Genomic DNA, 16,630 nt, shown 5'->3' with positions numbered 1-16,630 from the left:
TTGCAACATTTACGCGTGTTGTAACTATATGTAAAGTAGAGTGATATTATGCCGTTAAAAGAGTTAATAGACAACGCGCATAGCGATCGCGTTAAGCGTATTTGCGCAATAAGTCGTGCAAAATCGCGAGTGGATGGGCGCTTTTTAGTAGAAGGTCCGCAAAGCGTTAGGGAAGCGGTAAGGTACGCGCATAAGTCGATTCTAGACATTTACGTTTTGCAAGATGCTGTTAATAGTGACTACATTGATGTCAATTCTTTTAAAAATCTTAAAAATGGCATTTTGCAAAATGGATCTTTAGAAACAATAAGCAAAATTGTTGACGAATCCTTAAAAAATCAGTGCTATGTGCACCCTGCAACAGCAGAAGTTATGCATAAGATCAGTACGGATTGTCAAGGGATTGTTGCCGTTTGTGATTCTACTATTTTAGATAAAGAATTTATAAAAGAATTTAATAGTATTGGGGTAGAAAGCAAATATAAGTCTGGTTTTGCTTATGATCCTATATTGATTGCAGCCTGCTGGCAGGTAAGAGACCCTGGCAACGCTGGTGCGATTATTCGCGTTGCAGATGTAGCTGGTTGTAGTGCCGTTGTTTTTGTTGACGATTGCGTGAATCGTTTTAATTCAAAGCTTGTTCGTTCTACTGCAGGCTCATTATTCCATTTGCCAGTAGTGACAATGAGTGAGGATGATTGGTTTGATTGGACAAAGTCATTAAAAATAAGGGTTATTGCAGCTGATATTTATGGAACGGAAAATAAAAAACCAAAGTCTTTTGCAAATCTTCTAAAACCACTAAGTGATGATTTAAATAAAGGATATAACGAAGTATCTAATGCAATATTATTTGGAAACGAAGCCAGAGGATTGCCAGAAGAAATATTAAATAAAGTAGACGAAATATCGGTAATACCTATTTACGGAAAAGCAGAATCAATGAACTTGGCAACCAGCGCTGCAGTAATGCTAATGGGCTTGGCTATGTCTAGTCATGAGCGAAAAATGTAGATTTGAGACGTTTTTTGAATGCTTCACAAAAGTACACATAACACGGATAGGAAGGGTGCTGTGGCAAGTAGTAAGCCGTTCGACTCGAAGGCAATTACAAAGGTAGTAAAAGAGGGTATAGCTTGTGTTCAAGCCGCTAAAACAATGGAAGAGTTGAAAGCGGCAAAAACTAAGTATGCAGGAGCTCAGTCTGCAATGACCCTTGCCAGCAAGTCTATTGGAAGTCTTCAAGTAGAAGAAAAGAAAGAAGCTGGCAAGATAATGTCGGCTTTACGCGCTGATTTTGGTCGTGAATTTGCAGCAGCCCAAGAGCGTATTAAGGCTATTGAAGAAGCTAATATGCTTCAAAAAGAAACAGTCGATATGACCTTGCCAATAAATCGTAAGCCGCTTGGCGCTCGCCATCCGATTGCGCGTATTATTGAAGACTTTGAAGACTTCTTTGTGTCTATGGGTTGGCAGATTTCTGCAGGACCAGAGGTAGAAACAGAGTGGTTCGATTTTGACGCGTTGAATTTTGGTCCAGATCATCCTGCTCGTCAAATGCAAGATACTTTTTATGTGCAAGGTAATCAAGCAAAGGATGCTGCAGGATTTGTTGGATCTAACATGGTTTTGCGTACGCAAACTTCTTCCGATCAGGTTCGTGCGTTAATTGAGCGAGGAGTACCTCTGTATATTGCGTCCCCAGGCCGAGTATTTCGCACGGATGAGCTTGATGCAACGCATACTCCAGTTTTCCATCAGTGTGAAGCTTTGGCAGTAGATAAACATTTGAGCATGGCTGATTTAAAGGGTGTTCTTGATCGCCTTGCTGTTGCAATGTTTGGTCCAGATGCAAAAAGCCGTTTGCGCCCAAGCTACTTCCCGTTCACGGAGCCTAGTGCGGAGTTGGATCTTTGGTTCCCAGATAAGAAGGGTGGCCCAGGTTGGATTGAATGGGGCGGATGCGGAATGGTGAATCCGAATGTTCTTAAGTCTGCAGGCTTAGACCCAGATGTTTATACGGGATTTGCTTTCGGTGTTGGCTTGGAGCGCACTTTGCTGCTTCGTCACGATATTAACGATATGCACGATTTGGTTGAAGGCGATAAGCGCTTCAGTGAACAGTTTGTGATGGGAGAGTAGTACTCATGCCAATGGTAGATATTGACTGGCTTAAAGATCATGTTGAAGTGCCAGAAGGTTTGACTTATGAGCAGCTTGCTAAAGATTTGGTGCAAGTTGGCTTAGAAGAAGAAGAGATTCACGACTCTCAAGTTACAGGTCCTATTGTTGTAGGATACGTTGTTGATGCTATTCCTGAGCCGCAAAAAAATGGCAAAATTATTAATTGGTGCCATGTTGATGTTGGAGATAAATACAACGAGGTAGACGAAAATGGCAATAAAGTTCCTCGTGGAATTATTTGTGGCGCTCCAAATATGGCTGCTGGAGAAAAAGTTGTTGTAACTCTTCCTGGGGCAGTTTTGCCTGGCGATTTTAAGATTGAGCCTCGCAAAACTTACGGCCACATTTCTAATGGAATGTGCGCATCCGAGCGCGAGCTTGGTTTGGGAGATAGCCACGATGGCATTATTTTGCTTCGCGAATACGGTTTCTCTAAAGCTGAATATGATGCTTTGAAACCTGGAGACGACGCAATGTCGCTTCTTCACTTAAACAAGCCTTTGCTGGAAATTAACATCACTCCTGATCGTGGATACGCGTTTTCTTATAGGGGTGTTGCGCGCGAATATCACCATTCAACTGGTGCAACTTACACTGATCCAGTAATTGAACTTAATAATAAAGCTGATCAAGTAGTTTCTATGTCTGATGGAGCTTCTAAAGATATAGAAGTTAGTATTGAAGATAATAATCCTATTCATGGTGTTGTTGGATGCGACCGTTACTACGCTCGCGTTGTTAGAAACTTTAATCCAGATTCTTCTAGCCCTAATTGGATGCGTAGGCGTTTAACTCGTGCTGGAATGCGTGGTATATCTCTTGCAGTAGACGTTACAAATTACGTAATGCTCGACTTAGGTCAGCCTCTTCACGCTTATGATTTAGATAAGATTGAAGGTCCTATTGTTGTTCGCCGCGCTAAAGCTGGAGAGCGTTTAACAACTTTAGATAGCAAAGACAGAGAGCTTAACGTTGAGGACTTGCTTATTTGCGATTCTCCAAAGGGAAATCACGGTTCGCGTGTTCTTGGACTTGCTGGCGTAATGGGCGGAATGTATGGAGAAGTAACGAGCGAAACGAAGAATATTCTTGTTGAAGCTGCACACTTTGACCCCGTTTCTATTGCACGTACAGCTCGTAGACATAAGCTTCCAACTGAGGCATCTCGCAGGTTTGAGCGTGGCGTTGATACTGCTTTGCAGCCAGCAGCTGCGCAAATGGCTGTTACAATGCTCAGCGATTTTGGTTCTGGAGAGCCTTCTAATACGCCTACAGACGTAAACAATACTGTTGATAGAAGTGTTATTGTTTTCAAAGCTAGCGAAGTAGAGCGTGTTTCTGGCTTAAGCATTGATTTGAATCGTATTAGCGATATTCTTACGGATATTGGTTGCTCTGTTGCTGGCGGCGGAAACGGATCCTTCTCTGTTTTGCCTCCAACTTGGCGCCCAGACTTAAATGAGCCATGCGATTTGGTCGAAGAAATCGCGCGCTTGGTTGGCTACGATGAGATTCCTGTTAAGGTTCCAGCTGTTCCTGTTACTGGCAAAACTGGTTTAACGCAAGATCAAGCAACTCGTAGAGCTATTGCATATGAACTTGCTGAAATGGGCTTGATTGAATCTTTGAGCTACCCGTTTGTTGGTCAGGAAGATTTTAAAGCTTTCCGTGAAGACGTTGATTCTGTTGCTAAAGTCAGCATAAAAATCGCAAATCCTTTGGCTGGCGATCGTCCTTGGCTTCGAAGGAATGTTCTTACCACTTTAGCTGGAACGGTTCGCAGAAATATTCGTCGTGGCTTAAGTGATGTTTCTCTTTATGAGCTTGGTCACGTGTATTTTGCGGATCCTAATGCTCCAGCTATTCCTGCTTTGCCTGGTTCGGTTCGTCCTACGGATGCTCAGCTTGCTGCGTTGGATGCAGGTTTGCCTGAGCAGCCTTTGCATGTTGCAGCTCTTTTAACTGGTAATGCTGAAGAAACAGGTTGGCTTGGAACTCATAGAGAAGTTGATTGGAGTGATGCTGTAGAAGCTGTTAATCGTTTAGGAAAGCGAATCGGCGTTGCTTTTGACGTTCGTCAGATTAATTCTGATGATGTTCCTGCTTCTTGGCATCCAGGTCGTACCGCGAAGGTGTATATTCCTGTTGATGGTGCCGACGATGTTGAAATTGGTATTGTTGGAGAGCTTCATCCTCAGGTTGATGAGAATTTGGGTTTGCCAAAGCACTCTGCAGCATTCGAGCTTGATTTGAGCGCATTGTTTGATGCTATGCAAGTTAAGCCTGTTCAGGCAAAACCTGTTTCTACATTCCCTCCTGTTAAGCAGGACTTCGCGTTTGTTGCTCCTTCTTCTTTGACTGCTCACGATTTAAAGGAAGCTATTGTTAAAGCTTCTGGTGATTTGCTTGAGTCTGTAGAGTTGTTCGATGTTTATGAAGGCGAACAACTTGGAGAAGGGCTAAGATCTCTTGCTTATTCTGTAACATTTAGGGCTGCTGATAGAACGCTTTCTAGCGATGATATGGAAGCGGTTCGAGAGGCTATTACAAAGTCTGCTCAAAAATTGCATGCAACATTGCGAGTATAAGTTCGAGTATAAGTTACAGAGTCGCGTTTTTTAAATTAATACGGCTGAATGATCGGATTATCTGGTTGTTCAGTCGTATTTTTTAATAAATAGAACAGTATTTATGGCTTTGTTAAAATGTATATATGCATGAATATATTTATGTATTCATGTATATTAGATTGGAGTGCTCTTTAGAAAGGTATTGCCAATTATGGTTGAGTCTAATAGGAATTCAAATAATTTTAGCGGCGATGATGAGCTTAATTATAGTTATGTGAATGAAGATAATAATTTTGACGATGCTTTTGATGATAATGACGATTTTGGTTCTATTGAATCCGCTGGAAAGCAGCGTCCTACGACTAAAGCTGCACGTTTAAATGCGATTGAACAGGCACTTTTAAGTGAGGTTATTACTTCGCAGTCTCAGCTTGCTAAAGTTTTGGCTCGTCATGGTTTTGAGGTTACTCAAGCAACTTTGAGTAGAGATTTGGATGAAATAAATGCAGTTAAAATTCGTCTTACAGACGGCAGAATTGCTTATGTTCTAGGAGATGGAACTGGTAATCGTCATGCGATGGATACTGTTAGGATTGATCAGCAGGTTGCTAGGACTCTTTCTGGGCTTATTACAGAAGTTGGCTTTGCTAATAATATAGTTGTGATTCACACTCCTTCTGGAGCTGCTCAATATGTTGCAAGTGTTATTGATAGGCAGCCTTTAAAAGGTATTTTAGGTTCTGTTGCTGGCGATGATACAGTGCTTATGGTTTGTGTTTCTAACGAAGAAGCAGAAGATCGAGCTAATTGGATGCTTTCAGTTGCATCTAGGTGATTCTGTATATAGTTTATTCATTTTATAGTTATATTTGTGTCTAATATGCATCGATGGATGTTGAATTTATAATACTTGTTGCAAAGATTATAGCGTTGTGGTTTTTGCACTTTGTTATAGTACAATCAATTGCATAAGTATTATTCCTATTGTCTTATTTTTCTAAATATTATTTTTCAGAATGTGATAGAAACGTTGTATTTCTAAGCGTGTTGAGATTTTATCTATGGTTGTATAATATACTATATATTGTTTATTTATTCAATATATGACCTTGGGAGGTCACTATGACTAGTAAGAAACGTATTGTATTGGCGTATTCGGGTGGCCTTGATACATCTGTAGCTATTCCGTACCTTAAAGAGCAAACAGGTCAAGACGTTGTAGCTGTGTCACTAAACGTTGGTCAAGGTGGAGAAGCGCTCGAGGTCATTAAAAATCGTGCTTTGGCTTGTGGCGCAGTTGAATCGTATGTAGTTGATGCTCGTGAAGAATTTGCGGATAACTATTGCATGCTCGCATTAAAAGCAAATGCAATGTACGAAGACGTGTATCCTTTAGTTTCCGCGCTTTCTAGACCACTTATTACTCGTCACTTAGTTCACGCAGCGCACGAATTTGATGCTGATACAATCGCACACGGTTGCACTGGAAAAGGAAACGATCAGGTTCGCTTTGAAGTTGCAATCCAGTCTTTGGACCCAGATTTAAAGGCAATTAGCCCAATTCGAGATTTGTCGCTTACTCGCGATGTGGAAATCGCTTTTGCAAATGACCACAAACTTCCAATTACTCAAAGCAAGAAGAGCCCATATTCTATAGATCAAAACGTTTGGGGAAGGGCTATTGAAACAGGCTTCTTGGAAGATCCATGGAATGCTCCAACCGAAGAATGCTACTCTTACACAAAGAATCCTTTGGAATCTACAACTCCAGACGAAGTTACAATCACGTTTGAAAAAGGTATTCCAGTTGCAATTGACGGTCACAGCGTAACTCCATTGCAAGCAATCGAAGAGATGAATAAGAGAGCTGGTGCTCAAGGAATCGGCAGAATTGACATTATTGAAGATCGTTTGGTTGGCATCAAGTCCCGCGAATTGTACGAAGTTCCAGGCGCGCAAGCTTTGATTACGGCTCATCAAGAGCTTGAAAATTGCTGCTTGGAGCGCGAACAGCATAGACTTAAGCGTGCTCTTGATAAAAAGTGGGCGGAATTTGTGTACGACGGCCAGTGGTTCTCGCCAGTTGTGCGTTCTTTGAATGCGTTTATAAACGAAACTCAAGAGCATGTTTCTGGCGATATTCGTATGACTTTGTATGCAGGAAAGGCTGTTGTAACAGGCAGAAAGTCGGATGAGTCTTTGTATGACTTTAACTTAGCTACTTACGATTCTTCCGACACTTTCGACCAGCGAGCTTCCAACGGATTTATTGAAATCTACGGATTGTCTAGCAAGGTTGCAGCCGCTCGAGATATGCGCGTTGCAAAGAACAACTAACAAGAGGAAAGAATGACGACTATGCACGATGCAAATACCAATACTAATCATCCAATAGCCTTGTGGGGCGGACGTTTTAGCTCAGGACCTTCTGCAGAACTCGCAAGGCTTAGCAAGTCAACGCAATTTGACTGGCGATTAGCGGATGACGATATTGCAGGCTCTCGCGCGCACGCCCACGCTTTGCATCGTGCAGGTTTATTAACAAAACAAGAATACGAGGATCTTCAAAAAGCTCTAGACGAGTTGCAAAATCGCGTAGATAATGGCACTTTTGCGCCAATTGAAGAAGACGAGGATGAAGCAACAGCATTAGAGCGTGGTCTGCTTGAGATTGCAGGAAACGATCTTGGCGGAAAACTTAGAGCTGGCCGCTCTAGAAACGACCAAATCGCAGCTTTAATACGCATGTTTTTGCGCAGACATGCGCGCGCGTTAGCTGCCCTAGTGTTAGATGTTTGCAATGCTTTAGTCGCTCAATCTTTAGAAGCAAAAGACGCTGTAATGCCTGGTCGCACTCATATGCAGCACGCTCAGCCTATTTTGCTTGCACACCAGCTAATGGCTCATGTTTGGCCGCTTTTGCGAGACGTAAATCGCCTTGCGGACTGGGATTTGCGCGCAAACAAAAGCCCATACGGAGCAGGAGCTTTGGCTGGTAACACTCTTGGGCTAGACCCAGAAGAGGTTTCTAAAGAACTTGGTTTTTCTGCTGTTTGCGCGAATTCTATTGATGCTACAGCAAGTAGAGATATTGTTGCGGAGTTTTCGTTTATTGCAGCCATGATTGGCGTTGATATTTCTCGCTTAAGCGAAGAGATTATTATATGGAATACTCAAGAATTTGCGTTCGTAACTTTAGACGATGCTTATTCTACTGGGTCTTCGATTATGCCTCAAAAGAAGAATCCAGATATTGCGGAGCTTGCTAGAGGAAAAGCAGGACGATTAATCGGAGATTTAACTGGATTAATGGCCACTCTTAAAGGTCTTCCTACTGCTTATGCAAGAGATTTGCAAGAAGATAAAGAGGCAGTTTTTGACCAAATTGACACTCTAGAAGTTCTGCTTCCAGCATTCGCAGGAATGGTTAGAACAATGCGATTTAATATTGATAGGTTGCGTGAACAGTCGGCTACTGGTTTTGCCTTAGCTACAGATATTGCTGAATGGCTTGTAAAACAAGGTGTTCCATTTAGAAATGCGCATAAGTTATCAGGATTATGCGTAAAACGTGCTGAAGAACTTGGTGGGGATTTAGACGTTTTAAGTGATGATGATTTTGATAATATTCTGAATGATTTTGTAGATCGAGCCGATATTGAGAATCTTAAACTTGTTCTTTCTAGTGATGGATCAGTAGCTTCTAGATGTGGAAAAGGTGGAACGGCTTTTGTTCGCGTAAAAGAACAAATTACTCAAGCTCAGCTTGCGATTGATGAGTATAAGAAATTTTCTGAATCTGTAAGTGATGGAACTGCTTATAAGAGTGTCGCCCTGTGCTGCCAAAATTGAAAGGCTTGGATTGCGCTTTTAGCGCCCGATGCCTAGGTAAGTTTTGGCAATAATAAGGAGATACGAATGGCTCAGGTCAGGAATTACAAGGAAGCTGGATTTGCTTCCTTGTTTGAAGAGCTAAAGTGGCGTGGATTAATTTCACAATCTACTGATGAGCAGCAGCTTGCTCAAGCGCTTGACGGAGAACCATTAACGTATTATTGCGGTTACGATCCTACTGCTGCTTCATTGCATATTGGTAATCTTGTTCAGCTTATTAATATGCGTCATTTGCAAGCTGCAGGTCATCATCCTATTGCGTTAGTTGGTGGTGCTACTGGTTTGATTGGTGATCCTCGTCAAAGTGGAGAACGCACGCTTAATTCTAAAGATATTGTGGCTGGTTGGGCAGAGCGCTTACGCAAGCAGATTGGCAGAATTTTGCCTCTTGATGGTGAAAATCCTGTTCGTTTTGTTAGCAATTACGACTGGGTTTCTAAGATGTCTGCTATTGACTTTTTGCGTGATGTTGGTAAGAATTTCCGTGTTGGCACAATGCTTTCTAAGGATATTGTGGCTCGCCGCTTAAACTCCGACGAAGGAATTTCTTTTGCTGAGTTCAGCTATCAGGTTTTGCAAGGAAACGACTTCTTGTACTTGTTTGATAATTACAATGTTACTTTGCAACTTGGCGGATCTGATCAGTGGGGTAATTTGACTTCTGGCATGGACTTGATTCGTAAGGTTCGCGGAGCTTCTGTGCACGTGTTTACAAGCCCGATTATTACGGATAATCAAGGTCGTAAGTTTGGCAAGTCGGAGGGTAACGCAATGTGGCTTGATCCTACAATGCTTAGCCCTTATCGCTTCTATCAGTTCTGGTTTAATCAGCCAGACGATGAAGTTGTTAAGCTTCTTAAAGCTTTTACGTTCTTGCCTAAGAGCGAGATTGAGCGTTTGAACAAGCAAATTCAAGAAGACCCAGGAAGTCGTGAAGCTCAGCGTGTTCTCGCTTGGGAAGTTACAAGCTTTGTTCATGGTGAAGATGTTACGAATCAGGCTATTGCTGCTTCTTCGGCATTGTTTGGTAAGGGTGATTTAGACGCTATTGATGCGCAAACTCTTGAAGCTGCCTTGGATGGTGTTAAGGTTAAGGCGCAGGATGGTAGTTTAGAATTTGCTAAAGCAAATAGTGGTGATCGCGTTGTTGAAGCTGCTGTTGCTGCTGGATTGTTCCGCACAATTTCTGAAGCTCGTCGTGCTATTGAAGCCGGTGGTTTGTACGTTAACAATAATCGAGTAGACAGTGTCGATGACATTTTGAATGATAATTCATTCTTGCATGGTCGTTTTGCTTTGATTCGTAGGGGCAAGAAGGCTATTGGCGCTGTTGAGCGTGCTTAGTTTTTTAAGCGTGTTTGATTTGTTTTTAATATTAGATTTTTAGTATAATTTTATATTTTTAGAATTTGAAAGGTATGCCAATAATGGGCGAAGAACGCGGATCGCGTAGTGGTAAGTCGTTTGGTAATCGTGGCCATTTTAGCCGTCAAAATGGCGGTAAAAATGGTGGAAACGGCGAGCATCGTGGCGGATTCCATAAGGGTGGATTCCACAAAGATGGTGGCAGAAAGTTTAATCACCGTGATGGCGAACGTAGATTTGAGCACAATGATCGCAGATATGATGATCATAAGAACGGTCGTCGTGACGATTTTGAGCGTGATTCTGGTAGTTCAGAAGGTTTAAGACGCAATGGATTCCACAAAGGTGGATTCAATAAGAGCGGTTTTAAGAAGGATAACGATCGTAGGTTTAACCATCGTGATAATGATCATAGGTTCAACCGTGATGATCGTGATAACCGCAGTGATCGCAGATTCGATAGAAAAGATAATCACGAAACTCGCAGAAATCGTGGTTTTGATGTCAAGTCGGAAGAAAATGGCAATCCAAGGTACAAGAAGTTTGATCGTGATAATCGTGGCGAGCGCAATGATCGCCGCTTTGAAGATAATCGCGGTGGCTTCCACAAGGGTGATTTTAAGAAGAATGATTCTAGAAAGCGCGATTCAAAGTCGTCTTTCCGCTTTGAAAATGGTCCTCGTAGAAACTCGGATGGAACTGTTTCTTACCCATCTCAAAACCCTTATACTGATAGGCGTCCAGGCGAACCTAAGATGCCTAAGGGCTTAGAATATTCCATGCTTTCTAAAGAATCTCGTGAGCGTTTGCGCGGTCTTTCTAAGGAACATTCTGAAAATATTGGTTTGCATATTCTCGCAGCTTATGCTTTGCAAGAAGAAGATCCAGAGCTTGCATTGGAACATGCAAAGTGGGCTGCAAAGCAGGCATCGCGTATTGATTTTTCGCGCGAAACATTAGGATTTATTGCATACCGTCAGGGTGATTACAAGCTTGCTGCGCGCGAGTTTAGAACAGCTATGCGAATGAATGGATACATGGATTATCTTCCATTTATTGCCGATTGTGAGCGCGGTATGGGCAACCTTGATAAGGCTTTGGAAATCTGCATGTCGGATGAAGCTAGAAGGGTTACTGGCGAAGTCAAGGCAGAAATGTTCCTTGTGTACGCAGGTGTTTTGGCAGATACAAACCATTCAGATAAGGCTATTGAGCTTGTTCACGCAATGGGTAGGTCTAAGGGTTTGCCTGGCGAGTATAGAATGCGTGCAGTTCAAGCGGAACAGTACTTCCTAGAGGAGGCTGGGCGAAGTGATGAGGCTATTGAGCTTGACTCTTTGCTTGATCGCTTAGAAGAGCAATACGCAGATATTGAAGACGAAGAAAATCCAGAAGATGTTGTGATTGACTACGATTTGGAACATCTTAATGACGCGATTATGGACGAAGTTGGCATTAGTGAAGATGATGCGCAATTTGCTCCAGATGATGACTCGGATGATTCAGACGATTCGGATGATTCAGATGACGATTCGGGCGAAGATTCGGATGATCCAGACGATGATTCACAAATCGCAGACAATACTGAAACTATAGAGATGAGTGCAGTTAAGTCTGAAGAGGAATAGTACAACCATATTTTCTAAGCCCGGCTTCTGTATTATGAGAGTATAGTAAGCCGGGCATTTGCTACTTTGATATTTTTAAAATCATGCGGGGATATTCTATGCAATTTGATGAACGAACGAATTTTTCAAATAGTAAATCTGCGTTAAGCAAGAATTTTCGCTTAGCTTTGCTTGACTTAGACGGCGTAGTGTATAGAGGCGGAAAATCCGTTGAATATGCTGCTGAATCAATTGAAAATGCTCAAAAAAATGGCATGTTTATTGAATATACGACTAATAATTCTTCTCGTTTTCAAGAAGTTGTAGCAAGTCAACTAGAAAGTTTCGGCTTAAAAGTAGAGCCGTGGCAGATTATAACTTCTTCTGTTGTTGCAGCAAGAATGGTTGCTCGCTACGTTCCGAGAAATTCTAATGTTTTAGTGCTTGGAGCCGATCATCTCATACAAGAGGTTCGTAGTGCTGGTCTTAATCCAGTAAAGTCTTGTAAAGACAATCCAAAAGCTGTTATCCAAGGCTGGTATCCGCAAATGACTTGGCAAGAAATGGCACAAGTCGCTTTCGCAGTAGAGCATGGAGCTAAGTATTTTGTTACTAATCGCGATTTAACAATTCCACGTGAATTTGGTATAGCTCCTGGATGCGGTTCTATGATTCAAGCTGTAGTAAATGCAACTGGAGTTGAGCCTATTGCTTCTGCTGGAAAACCCGAGTGCGCAATGTATGACGAAGCGAGATTGTTGGTTGCTGCAAATGCAAATCACAATGATGAAGATGTTAAAGAATATGCAGAAAAAGATGAGTTTGGGAATCCTGTAATAAGTATTTCGCGCTCGCTAGCCGTAGGAGACCGATTGGATACAGACATCGAAGCTGGTACCAGAGGGGGATATGAGTCTCTTCTAGTGCTTACTGGTGTCACCAATCCGCGTATGTTGCTTGAGGCTCCAAAACACTTGCGACCAAGCTTTGTTTCTAAGGATTTAAGAGGACTAAACGAGGCTCATGAGTCTCCAAAGCGTGTTGACGACGTTACATTTGTATGCGGAACTTCTAGAGCACAAATTGTTTGTAATTTTATTGAAGTAAACAATCCTAATGATTGCAACGCTTTGCGTGCTGCTTGTGTGCTCGCTTGGTGTTTAAAGGATAGTGGAAAATCGCTTGAAGACTACATTCTTCCAGAGTTTTCTTTATGAATATATGAGTTTGCATATGTGTGTATGAGGATTTTTCAATGTCTGACGGAGATGATTTAGTTCAGCGATTAGATTGTGAACTTGTAAATCGCGGATTAGTGAAAAGTAGAACGACAGCTCAGCGTTTAATTAAGTCTGGGTTAGTAAAAGTAGATAATCGAATTGTTTATAAATCATCATTTTTAGTGGAAAAAGCGCAAGAAATAAGTTTTGATGAATCAAAAAAAGAAAATTCTTGTCTTAAATATGTTTCTAGAGGAGCACTCAAATTAGAAGGTGCGTTCTCTTTATTTGAAGATTTAGGATTAAAAGTTTATTCAAATACTAAAGCGCTAGATATTGGTGCTTCAACTGGCGGTTTTTGCGATTATTTGTTGCAAAATGGCGTTAATCGCGTTATTGCTTTAGACGTTGGACACGGTCAATTGCACCCAAAGATCGCAAGCGATCCGCGCGTTATCGAAATGAGTGGCGTAAATATTAGAAATGTTTACGCGCAAGATCTGCCTTACAAGCCTAATCTTATAGTCTCAGATGTTTCTTTTATATCTCTTACTTTTGTTATTCCAGTAATCGCGCGTATTGCGCAAAACAACGCGAATATTGTTCTTCTTGTAAAGCCACAATTTGAAGTTGGTAAAGGAAATCTTGGAAAAGGCGGAATTGTAACAGATAAAGACCTAAGACTTAAAGCATTAGAAAATATTAAAGAATGCGCTAAAAATAGTGGTTTAAAAGTTGTTTCAACTCATGAATCTCCTATAGAAGGAACTCATGGAAATATTGAATATCTTCTTTATGCGCAATTTAATAGTTAAAAATAATTATTTGATAAATATTTTTTACATAAGCAGTACAATGCGCAATATGTAGTGCAACAATTACAATATTTATTGTTATTTGCAAAACCACAAAGGGGCTGTGTTATGCCAGAACTTTTAGTAGATGATGATGCTTCTTATGCTCGTCGCGCTCTGGTAGTTACGCATGCGCGTCTTGATAGTCACAGTGCCGTTGTAAATCAAGTTACCACGCAGCTTAGTAGTGCTGGTTTTCATGTAGATGTGTTTCATAGTGCTGCCGTATCTGATTTTGCGCAAAAAACAGCACATGTTATTGATGAAAACACAGAGATTGTTGTTGTGCTTGGTGGAGATGGAACAATGCTTCAAGCTGCAGAATTGGTGCATTGCACTCCTGTTCCAATCATAGGTATAAATCTTGGTCATGTTGGATTTTTGGCGGAATTTGAAAGCTTCCAAATAGATGAGGCTATTAGAAGAATTGCTCAAAAAGATTACTTTTTAGAGCATAGAATGGAAGCTCATGTAGACGTTTGGCTTCCTGGAGCGAGTGATCCTTTAAGTGATTGGGCGCTTAACGATATTACTTTAGATAGGGCAGATCGCGGTAGAATGGTGGAGCTTTCGATTCGCGTTGATAATGTTGAAATGTCGTCTTTTGGCTGCGATGGTGTTATTGTTTCTACTCCTACTGGATCCACAGCTTACGCATTTTCGGCAGGAGGTCCAATCATGTGGCCAAACGTTGAGGCTTTGCAACTGGTTCCTTTGGCTGCACACGCGCTTTTTTCTAGACCATTGATTATCGGAGCAGGTTCAACTTTTACTATTGATATTTTGGAAGATTCAGCTTCTGGTGGTTGGATTTGTTGTGATGGTAGGCGTCAAAGGGCTTTACCGCAAGGATCTAGGATTCAAATTCGTCAGTCCAAAGATGAGCTGTTTTTAGCGCGTCTTTCTGGTGTTCCATTTACGCAAAGATTAGTTACTAAGTTTGATTTGCCTGTAGTTGGTTGGCGTGAAAATCGTCGTAAAAAGTCTTCCAAACCTAAGGAATATGAGGCTAATCTGCATAATGAAACCGATAGGAATTATGCAGATGTTCCAAATGTCTCAAATAACTACCATAACCCTAATAGCTTAAACTCGTAGGGGGCATCCTTGCTTGAAGAATTAGAAATTCGTAATTTAGGACCAATCTCTCACGCGGTTATTACTCCCTCATATGGAATGACTGCTATTACTGGAGAAACAGGGGCTGGAAAATCTATGCTTCTAAGCGCTATAAGACTTATATCTGGAGGAAAAGCTGATTCTTCTAGAATTGCATCTTTTGCGTCAGAATCATGGGCGCAAGGCGTTTTTTCTGTTTCAAAGTCAGGAATTGTTTCTAATCTTTTGCAAGAATCTGGGATAGATGTTGAAGAATCTGAAGGCGATGATTCTAAAATAGATGTTTATGTATCTCGTACTGTTCCAAAATCTGGTAGGTCTAGGGCGGTGGTATCTGGTTGTTCTGTTCCTAAGACTTTGCTGGATAAAATTTGTTCGCAAACAATAACAATTCATGGGCAAAGTGATCAGTTGCGTATAGCAACAAGTGCAAAACAGCGTGAGTTCTTGGACTCAATTTCTTGTGATTCAAAAGAATTACAAGAATATTCTGTGGCATTTAAAGAATGGCAGGATTCTGTTGAATCTTATAACAGGCTTATAAATCAAGAATCTTCTTCTAGGCAGCGTGCAGATTATTTGCGAGAATCGCTAGAAAAAATTCGCCAAATCGATCCAAAACGGAATGAAGATGAAGAGCTTAAAGCTAAAAGAGATCGCATAGAAAACGCTGCTCAAATCGTTGGAGCTATTAGCGAAGCAATTTCTTCGTTAGACGCAAGTCAAATTGACTACGGCGCAATAGATTCCGTTGACGCATTACATTTGGTTGACAATGCATCTAAGGCAATTCGCTCAATTCGAGTTGATGGAGATTATAGCGCGATTGCAAATCAACTTGACAATATTTCTTCCCAAATTTCCGACATTGTTATGCAGCTCGCTCAGCAATTAGATGTTGATGAGAGTCAGGAAGATTTAGACGCTATTAACAATCGTATTCACGATTTAAGCGATTTAACACGCAGATGGGGTCCACAGATCGACGATGTTTTAGAGTGGGCTAAAAAGGCACAATTTGAGCTTGAAGATTTAGATGATTCACCTGAGGCTATTGATCGCGCTAAAAAAGCCTGTGATAAGTATTATTCTAATGCCAAAAATTTAGCAGATAAACTTTATGATTTGCGCAAAAGTGCAGCAGAAAAGTTTAGTTTTGAAGTTAGTAAAGAGCTTGAATCTTTGGCTATGCAAGATGCTCAGCTTTTAATCAAAGTTAATAGGCGTAAAGTAGATGAAACTGGAGTAGTTGACTTAGATTCTCATGGTTTAGACAACGTTGAGTTTCTTTTTAAGCCTTTCCCGTCGTCTGATTATTTGCCAATGGGTAGCAGTGCTTCAGGTGGAGAGTTAAGTAGACTTATGTTAGCTATGGAGTTGGTTGCGGCAAAATTCAATAACAGCGACTCTCATTCTATGACTTTTATTTTCGACGAGGTTGATGCGGGAGTTGGAGGAGTTGCAGCAGTGGAATTAGGCAAACGCTTAGCTCAACTTGCTAAAAGTTCTCAGGTGATTGTTGTAACGCATTTGGCTCAAGTTGCTTCTTTTGCTGATGTTCAATTTGTGGTTAGAAAAAGTTTTAGTGATTCATCGGTTTCTGGTGATTTTTCTAATGATTTTAACTCTTCATTAGTCGTAGATACTACTGTTACTAAGTTGGATGATTCACAGCGTGAGCAGGAAATAGCCAGAATGCTTTCTGGAAGTCAGTCGCAAGCTTCTTTAGAGCATGCTAGAGAATTGTTAAAAACAAGCAAAATTTAATCTAAAATCTGAATCTAATTCAAAGTAATTTTTATAAAACAGGATTAATA

The 16,630-nt window shown here is 41.2% G+C and carries 12 protein-coding genes; all 12 read left to right on the top strand.

Annotated features, from left to right (window positions below; all coding sequences use genetic code 11):
- The first annotated feature begins 48 nt into the window (after window positions 1–48).
- A complete protein-coding gene (locus HXT55_RS05000; protein WP_421792614.1) occupies window positions 49–1,014 on the top strand; it encodes a TrmH family RNA methyltransferase in 966 nt (321 codons plus the stop codon).
- Window positions 1,015–1,074: 60 nt separating this feature from the next.
- The gene (pheS, locus tag HXT55_RS04995) at window positions 1,075–2,142 is read left to right on the top strand and encodes a phenylalanine--tRNA ligase subunit alpha (RefSeq protein WP_004112530.1); all 1,068 of its coding nucleotides are present in this window, start codon (window positions 1,075–1,077) and stop codon (window positions 2,140–2,142) included.
- 5 nt (window positions 2,143–2,147) lie between these two features.
- The gene (gene pheT, locus HXT55_RS04990) at window positions 2,148–4,772 is read left to right on the top strand and encodes a phenylalanine--tRNA ligase subunit beta (protein WP_421792612.1); all 2,625 of its coding nucleotides are present in this window, start codon (window positions 2,148–2,150) and stop codon (window positions 4,770–4,772) included.
- A 193-nt stretch (window positions 4,773–4,965) separates the two neighbouring features.
- Window positions 4,966–5,589 carry an arginine repressor gene (locus HXT55_RS04985; protein WP_421792610.1) on the top strand — a complete coding sequence of 208 codons (624 nt, stop codon included), beginning with the start codon at window positions 4,966–4,968 and terminating at the stop codon, window positions 5,587–5,589.
- Window positions 5,590–5,876: 287 nt separating this feature from the next.
- Entirely contained in the window at window positions 5,877–7,091 is a 1,215-nt protein-coding gene (locus HXT55_RS04980) for an argininosuccinate synthase (RefSeq protein ID WP_415681332.1), read from the top strand.
- Window positions 7,092–7,103: 12 nt separating this feature from the next.
- Window positions 7,104–8,606 (top strand): argininosuccinate lyase, encoded by a 1,503-nt coding sequence (argH, locus tag HXT55_RS04975; protein WP_421792607.1) that lies wholly within the window; start codon window positions 7,104–7,106, stop codon window positions 8,604–8,606.
- 66 nt (window positions 8,607–8,672) lie between these two features.
- Window positions 8,673–9,992, top strand: coding sequence for a tyrosine--tRNA ligase (gene tyrS / locus HXT55_RS04970; RefSeq protein ID WP_004112539.1), 1,320 nt, complete (start codon window positions 8,673–8,675; stop codon window positions 9,990–9,992).
- Between the two features lie 83 nt (window positions 9,993–10,075).
- The gene (locus HXT55_RS04965; protein WP_162861912.1) at window positions 10,076–11,641 is read left to right on the top strand and encodes a tetratricopeptide repeat protein; all 1,566 of its coding nucleotides are present in this window, start codon (window positions 10,076–10,078) and stop codon (window positions 11,639–11,641) included.
- 98 nt (window positions 11,642–11,739) lie between these two features.
- Window positions 11,740–12,837: an HAD-IIA family hydrolase gene (locus tag HXT55_RS04960; RefSeq protein ID WP_421792605.1), complete on the top strand. Its 1,098-nt coding sequence runs from the start codon at window positions 11,740–11,742 to the stop codon at window positions 12,835–12,837.
- Window positions 12,838–12,875: 38 nt separating this feature from the next.
- Window positions 12,876–13,655 (top strand): TlyA family RNA methyltransferase, encoded by a 780-nt coding sequence (locus HXT55_RS04955; RefSeq protein WP_004112542.1) that lies wholly within the window; start codon window positions 12,876–12,878, stop codon window positions 13,653–13,655.
- A gap of 108 nt (window positions 13,656–13,763) precedes the next feature.
- Complete coding sequence (locus HXT55_RS04950; protein ID WP_004115502.1) at window positions 13,764–14,792, top strand: NAD kinase; 1,029 nt, start codon at window positions 13,764–13,766, stop codon at window positions 14,790–14,792.
- Window positions 14,793–14,801: 9 nt separating this feature from the next.
- Window positions 14,802–16,580 carry a DNA repair protein RecN gene (recN, locus tag HXT55_RS04945; RefSeq protein ID WP_421792603.1) on the top strand — a complete coding sequence of 593 codons (1,779 nt, stop codon included), beginning with the start codon at window positions 14,802–14,804 and terminating at the stop codon, window positions 16,578–16,580.
- Window positions 16,581–16,630 lie beyond the last annotated feature (50 nt).

The sequence above is a fragment of the Gardnerella sp. KA00718 genome (assembly GCF_049244285.1).
Classification (GTDB): Bacteria; Actinomycetota; Actinomycetes; order Actinomycetales; family Bifidobacteriaceae; genus Bifidobacterium; species Bifidobacterium vaginale.
The sequence above is the reverse complement of the archived record's forward strand: the minus strand, read 5'-3'. Positions and strand labels throughout refer to the sequence as shown.